The 2294-nt window shown below is 72.0% G+C and carries 2 protein-coding genes; both read right to left on the bottom strand.

Translation table 11 applies throughout. The features are described 5' to 3' along the window. Positions 1-16: 16 nt before the first annotated feature. A complete protein-coding gene (locus tag PLP61_RS16590; RefSeq protein WP_324503871.1) occupies positions 17-676 on the bottom strand; it encodes a Crp/Fnr family transcriptional regulator in 660 nt (219 codons plus the stop codon). Between the two features lie 54 nt (positions 677-730). After that, a complete protein-coding gene (locus tag PLP61_RS16595; protein ID WP_324503872.1) occupies positions 731-2119 on the bottom strand; it encodes an HNH endonuclease signature motif containing protein in 1389 nt (462 codons plus the stop codon). Positions 2120-2294: the final 175 nt, after the last annotated feature.

Raw genomic sequence — 2294 nt, forward strand, 5'->3', positions numbered from 1 at the left:
GGCTCCCGCGCGGCTCTCAGTCGGGGCAGCGCCGAGCGAGAGCAACCAGGTCGAGAACGTCGATCCGGGACCGGCCCAGGCTGAGCACCTGGGCGTCGGCCAGCCGTCGGAGCACCTGGTTGACCGACGGGCGGGCCGCGCCGACGAGGTCGGCAAGCTGGGCCTGGCTCAGCGGGATCGTGACGACGCCGTCCTGGGACTGGGCCCCGTACGAGTGCGCAAGCTCGAGCAGCCGCCGGTAGACCCGGCGGTCCACACTCTCGTACATCGTCTCCAGCAGCCGACGGCTCAGCGCTTCCACGCGGTCTGCCAGCAGCGACGTCAGGACCCGCTCCACGCGCGGGTTGCGGGCCACCAGGGCCTCGAAGGCAGCGGCCGAAACCGACCGGGTCCGGCTCTGCTCGAGCGCGGTCACCGTCGCCGTCCGTCGCCGGTCCTCGCGCAGCAGTGCCAGCTCTCCGAAGTAGTCGCCGGGCGCGAGAATCGTGAACGTCGCGGTGGCCCCGGAGGCGAGTCCGGCGTGGACCGCCAGGTGGCCGTGCTCGACCAGGTGCAGCGAGTCAGCCGGGTCACCCTCGTGACAGACCACCTCGTTGCGGGCGAACGTCCGCGGCCGGGCGAGAGCGAGGAACGCCTCGCGGTCCTCGGCTCGCAGCGGTGCCAGCAGCGGCCACACGGTTCAGTCAAACACAGAGTGCGTGGTGGGGGCAGCGTCCCACTCGTGGCCCGGTCAGGCCCAGTCAGGGTCGAGCGGGAGGGTGCCGTCGCGGAGCACGAGGTAACGGCGACCGTGCGGCGAGGCCCACTCGTAGGCCCCGTCGGGATGCCGCCGGTAGCGCCAGCGCCGACGCGTCTTCGCCCGGTGGTGGCGACGACAGAGGGCGGCGAGGTTGGCGGGGTTCGTCTGGCCCGGTGGTCCGTCGGGGTCGTAGGGAACGATGTGGTCGAGGTCGCAGCGGCGGGCGTCACGGGTGCAGCCCGGGAAGACGCAGTGCTGGTCACGCAGGACCACCAGCTCCCGCATCCACTCCGGCGGGTCGTGCGCGTCGACCGCGCTCGAGGTGGCGGACAGGTCGACCACCCCGGTCACCCGCACCTGGCTGTGCCCCACCCACTCCCGCACCTGGGCGATGCTCACCGGGCCGAGTCGTTCGGCCCAGCCGATCGCGGTGGCTCGGGCTTGCGAGCCGGAGCAGGCCGCTTCGGGTGCGAGCAGGGCCAGCTCAGCCAGGGAGAGGTGGAGATAGAGGTGCGTCCTGGCGGCCCGGGTGGGCTGGGAACCCGCCGCAGCCTGTGCCTGCGGCGGGACCTCGCTCGCGGTCAGGTCCAGCGTGGCCTGCTGGCCGGCGATCACGCCGAGCGCCTTGGCCTTGCGCGCACCGAGGGGGTCGGTATCACCGAGTGCCCCCAGCTGGGCGGCGACGTCACACACCAGCTCGTGGAAGCGGCTCAGGTCAAGCGTGTCTCCGGTCGCGGTGAGGTGGCTCGTGCCGACGAGCCCGGTGTCCAGGTCGGCCTCGTGGCGGAGCTGGACGTCCCACCCATGACGGTCACGCCGGAGGTGCGCCTCGACCCGATCGGGGTGGAAGGTGGCCACCGCCTGGGCGAGCGTCTCCTCCAGCCGGCGCCACCCCCAGCGGCCGTCGGACGACGCGAGGCGGTCGTCCATCCAGCGCGCGGCCTCCAGCGAAAGCGCACGAGTCAGCTCGGCGACTCGACGGGCCCTCCAGGCCGGAATCGCCAGCGCCTCGACCTGCTGCCACAGGCGCGGCAGCCGGTGGCGCAGGTCGAGCACGTCGGCGCACAGACCGAGGGCGGCCGCGGGCGAGATACCCAGCGCAGCGGCGAGCGGCTCGGCGGCGAACGCGGCGAGAGGGGGTGTGCCCTCTCCACCCACCGACTCACCGGCGCCGAGGTCCGCGATCATCGCGCCACCCCAAGCCGCGACGCCGGTCTCCTCCGTAGCTGGGTGCAGCACGCACCACTGGTCGACCAGCCGGAGCCTGCGGCGCTCGGCGACCCGCAGCTGACGCTCCGCCTCCGCTGCGTGCGCCAGCAGCGTCGCCGCGTCGAGGTCCTCGACCTCGAATGGCTCCAGCGTGCCGGTGGTCTCGATCATGGGACCAGCACACCACTCGCCACCGACATTCCTGCCCCTGAAGTGCCCCCTGGTCTCACTGAGTGAGACGCTATTCGAAATTATTCTCGCATCGTTTCGAGGAAGGCCCCGCACAGCAGGTGTGATGTCTCAGGACATCGGTGACAGAACTGCATCAGGACATGGGTGACAGTTG

Origin of the sequence: Nocardioides sp. (assembly GCF_035429765.1) — a bacterium.
Classification (GTDB): domain Bacteria; phylum Actinomycetota; class Actinomycetes; order Propionibacteriales; family Nocardioidaceae; genus Nocardioides.